Below are 4,308 nucleotides of genomic sequence, written 5' to 3' on the forward strand. Positions count from 1 at the left end.
CGCGGATCTTCGCGATGTCCTTGAAGTCGAGCACCGGCTGCGATACTTCGAGACGCATCGGCGGGTTGATGTTGTTCGTGTCGAGCAGGTTCGGCTTCGGACCGACGAACGACACCAGCGACATCACCATGTTTTCGCGGATCGGGTCGATCGGCGGGTTCGTGACTTGCGCGAACAGCTGCTTGAAGTAGTGATAGAGCGTCTTGTTCTTGTTGGACATGACGGCCAGCGGCGAGTCGTTGCCCATCGAACCGACGGCTTCTTCGCCGGCTTGCGCCATCGGCGCCATCAGGAACTTGAGGTCTTCCTGCGTGTAGCCGAACGCCTGCTGGCGATCCAGCAAGGCAGCGGGTTCACGGCGTTCCGTCACGACGTCTTCGGCCTTCGGCTCGATTTCGTCGAGCTTGATCCGCACAGCGTCGATCCAGCTCTTGTACGGCTTGGCGTTCGCGAGGTTGTCCTTCAGTTCCTTGTCGTCGATGATGCGGCCGTGTTCCATGTCGATCAGGAACATCTTGCCCGGTTGCAGGCGCCACTTCTTGACGATCTTCGATTCGGGAATCGGCAACGTACCCGCTTCCGACGCCATGATGACGAGGTCGTCATCAGTGACGATGTAGCGCGCCGGACGCAGGCCGTTACGGTCGAGCGTCGCGCCGATCTGGCGGCCGTCGGTGAAGGCGATCGCGGCGGGGCCGTCCCACGGCTCCATCATCGCGGCGTGGTATTCGTAGAACGCGCGGCGGTTGTCGTCCATCAGTGTGTGCTGTTCCCAGGCTTCCGGGATCATCATCATCATCGCGTGGACGAGCGGGTAACCGGCCATCACCAGCAGTTCAAGACAGTTGTCGAACGAGGCGGTGTCCGATTGGCCCGGGTAGATCAGCGGCCACAGCTTCGGCAGGTCGTCGCCGAGCACGTGCGACGCGATCGCGCCGGTACGCGCGTTCAGCCAGTTGACGTTGCCCTTGACCGTGTTGATTTCGCCGTTGTGGGCGATCATCCGGTACGGGTGAGCGAGCTCCCATGCCGGGAACGTGTTGGTCGAGAAGCGCTGGTGCACCAGCGCGAGCGCCGAGACCGTGCGCTCGTCCTGCAGATCGCGGTAGTACACGCCGACCTGGCCGGCGAGCAGCAGCCCCTTGTACACGACCGTGCGCGCCGACATCGACGGCACGAAATATTCCTTGCCGTGCTTGAGCTTGAGCGCCTGGATGCGGTGGCTCGCGGTCTTGCGGATCACGTACAGCTTCCGCTCGAGCGCGTCGGTCACCATGATGTCCTTGCCGCGGCCGATGAAAATCTGGCGGATCAGCGGCTCGCTCGCCTTCACCGTGGGGGAAATCGGCATCGTATGGTCGACCGGCACGTCACGCCAGCCGAGCACGACCTGGCCTTCGGCCTTCACCGTACGCTCCAGTTCCTGTTCGCAGGCGATGCGCGACGCGTGCTCCTTCGGCAGGAAGATCATGCCGACGCCGTATTCGCCGGCGGGCGGCAGCGTCACGCCTTGCTTGGCCATCTCTTCGCGGTAGAAGCCGTCCGGGATCTGGATCAGGATGCCCGCGCCGTCGCCCATCAGCGGATCGGCGCCGACCGCGCCCCGGTGATCGAGATTTTCCAGGATCTTCAGGCCCTGCTCGATGATTTCGTGACTCTTCTTGCCCTTGATGTGAGCGACGAAGCCGACGCCGCAGGCGTCATGCTCGTTAACCGGGTCGTACAGACCTTGGGCGGCGGGAACCGGGTGAATCGGTTGCAGGTGGTCGTTCATGGGGACACCGTCTGTGAGGGGCCGGACAGGCCGTTAAACCGTTTTTTCTTTTGCCGCAGTGCGCATCGCAACGACGACGATGCGCTTCTCGCAGCGGGACCGCGCGCATCGAAAAGCGTTGGAAGTCGGAATATACGCGACGAATCAATGGAATAGCAAATAAATCCTCATGATCAGCCCCCGATTATCGAATTGGTGCATCGCAGCCCATATTTAGTGGTGCCACATCATTCACGGGCAAAAGAAAACGGCATACGAAACGCCGTTTTCATGCCGCCCCTTGAGGTAACAACGCTGACTTGCGATGTGCTGCCGCGCTACGGCGTGTGCGGCGTCTCGCGTACTTTGCGCGGCCGCCCGCGAGGAAGCGGCGAAACGCGCCGGTTCGCAGCGCGCGCAGCCCATTCGCGATAAGTATCGCTACCCAGTACCCAGCCCTTCAACGTGGCCTGCTGGAGCTGACTGGCTTCGCGCTCGTCGAGCGGCTGCTCACAGAGTTCGCGGTACGCGCGCTGCCGCTCGAACGGCGTATTGCCGAGCGACCAGTACAGCGGATGATCGGTAATCAGGCTGTCAAGAGTGAGCCCGATGTGATGCCGGTAGCTCGACCACCGGTAATCCTCGGGCGCATTGACCAGCTGCGCGCGCACCGGGCACATTTCGACCACGCGGCTCGCCAGCAGGAAGTAGCGTTCGCCCTCGATCACCGTGGCGCGGTAGCGGCCTTCCCACAACGTGCCGCGGCGCGCATAGCGCCGGTTGAAATGCGCCACATAGCGCCTGCCGACGGCCTGCATCGCCTTGGGCAGACTCGACTCCTCAGTGGGTGTGACGAGCAGTTGCACGGCGCCGGGCATCAATGCATACGCGTGGATCGACAGGTGATGGTCCCGCGAAGCTGCCTTCAGGCAGTCGATGAAAAGCTCGTAGTCCTGGTCGTCGACGAAGGCGGGCTGCTGGTCGAGCCCGCGGAGGATGACGTGCTGCGGCTGGTCGGGGACATAAAGACGTGCAAGCCGTGCCATGCTGGAGTATCCAATAGTCGCGTTGGTATATACCCGAAGGTCCGAAGCGCCGCATGCGCGCGAGGTTCGGCGCCATGCGGCGAAGCCTGGAACCACACGGTGCCTAGGGAGAAAACTCTAACCGCCGCGTATGGTTTGTTTCAAACGTTGTGCTCATAATGAGCGGGCCTTTTCTGGAGGAGCACATATGAAATTAAAACAGGCCGTAACGGGGATGGCGGTGCTAGCCTGCATGACCACGGCAGCGCACGCGCAATCGGCCGGCACTTTCTACGTCACGACGGGGTGGTTCCACCTCGCGCCTCAATCGAGCAGCGACCCGTTGACGGTGACCAGCATTGGGGGCAGCCCGACCAATCTCACACAACCCAACACTGGCGCCTCACTAAGTTCGGCCGACACCATCGGCTTCACCGCCGGCTACTTCATTACCGATCACATCGCCACCGAATTCGTAATGGGTGTTCCGCCGACTTTCGACCTGCACGGTACGGGCAGCTTCGAACAGTTCGGCAAGCTGGGTGAAGCTAAACAGTGGAGCCCGACTCTGCTGTTCAAGTACTACTTCAACGCTCCGGCGTCTTCGTTCCGGCCGTACCTCGGTCTTGGCGTGAGCCGCGTCTGGTTCACCGGCGAACAGATCACCAACAGCGGATTCGAAGCAAATGTGCTGCATGGTCCGACCAGTGTATCGACGGATAGTTCGTGGGAGCCCGTGTTTAATGCAGGCTTCACGTACGCGTTCAACCAGCATTGGTTCGCGGGCGCGTCGATCTCGTATCTGCCGCTCAGCACGACCGCCAAGCTGAGTTCCGCTTCGGCCACGCCGATCGGCACGCTTACCGTGACATCGCAAACCAAGATCAGGCTGAACCCGATCGTCACTTACGTCAGCATCGGTTACCGCTTCTAACGCTTCTTACACCTCGCGCTTTACCAAGGGCCGTTGAGTTAGGTTAGTCGAATTTTGGCGGCCTGGGCAAACGCCGTGATCGATCGATTGCGGCGTTCGCATTTGCGCGCCAGCCGCGGCACTGTCTGTGCGGTTGTTTGTAAATTTGACGCGAATTGAAAGCCGCTGCGTGCAATAAGTGCTGACGCTACGCGCGCGGTTCTCGCGCTGACGCGCGGACAGCCCGCGCACGTTGCCCACGCCGGTTTGGCACCGAAGTTGCGTTCGCATGGTGTTTCCCGCGTTGTGACGCGACATCGCGTCCGTGGCCATGCGCGGGCTCTTTCCAACTCATCGACGGAGCGACCATGACAGCACTTCCGAATACGAGAGATGCCCTCGGCGAATCGTGGACGAGCGCAAGCCGCCGCGCGCGGCGCATCGCTCGCCATAGCCGCCATGCTGCCGAAGATATCGCGGCTGAACTGCGCACACTGCTGTCGGAACTCGAATCGACGCTGGCGGAAGGCACCCAGGCTGACGCGGTCGAGTTGCGCGGCAGACTGCGCAAGCAACTGGACGCGGCGCGCGCGCGCATGAACGACACGCGCGATGCG

The 4,308-nt window shown here is 61.8% G+C and carries 4 protein-coding genes; 2 read left to right on the forward strand and 2 right to left on the reverse strand.

Annotated elements, in window-relative coordinates; genetic code table 11:
* Nucleotides 1–1,774: glutamate synthase central domain-containing protein (locus tag VGH68_RS15565; RefSeq protein ID WP_331604537.1), on the reverse strand; the 1,774-nt coding region annotated here is incomplete at its 3' end.
* Nucleotides 1,775–2,091: 317 nt separating this feature from the next.
* Complete coding sequence (locus VGH68_RS15570; protein ID WP_331604538.1) at nt 2,092–2,799, reverse strand: transposase; 708 nt, start codon at nt 2,797–2,799, stop codon at nt 2,092–2,094.
* A 187-nt stretch (nt 2,800–2,986) separates the two neighbouring features.
* Here VGH68_RS15570 and VGH68_RS15575 point away from each other — a divergent pair, with 187 nt between their 5' ends.
* Both VGH68_RS15575 and VGH68_RS15580 read left to right on the forward strand, forming a co-directional pair.
* Nucleotides 2,987–3,712 carry an OmpW/AlkL family protein gene (locus VGH68_RS15575; RefSeq protein ID WP_331604539.1) on the forward strand — a complete coding sequence of 242 codons (726 nt, stop codon included), beginning with the start codon at nt 2,987–2,989 and terminating at the stop codon, nt 3,710–3,712.
* Nucleotides 3,713–4,059: 347 nt separating this feature from the next.
* On the forward strand, nt 4,060–4,308 hold a 249-nt coding region (locus VGH68_RS15580), incomplete at its 3' end, for a DUF883 domain-containing protein (protein ID WP_331604540.1).

It is taken from the genome of Paraburkholderia sp., from assembly GCF_036488505.1.
Lineage (GTDB): Bacteria > Pseudomonadota > Gammaproteobacteria > Burkholderiales > Burkholderiaceae > Paraburkholderia.

Coding starts and splice junctions, on each gene's coding strand:
- VGH68_RS15570 (WP_331604538.1), bottom strand. CDS start 2,799: ATGGCACGGCTTGCACGTCTTTATGTCCCCGACCAGCCGCAGCACGTC.
- VGH68_RS15575 (WP_331604539.1), top strand. CDS start 2,987: ATGAAATTAAAACAGGCCGTAACGGGGATGGCGGTGCTAGCCTGCATG.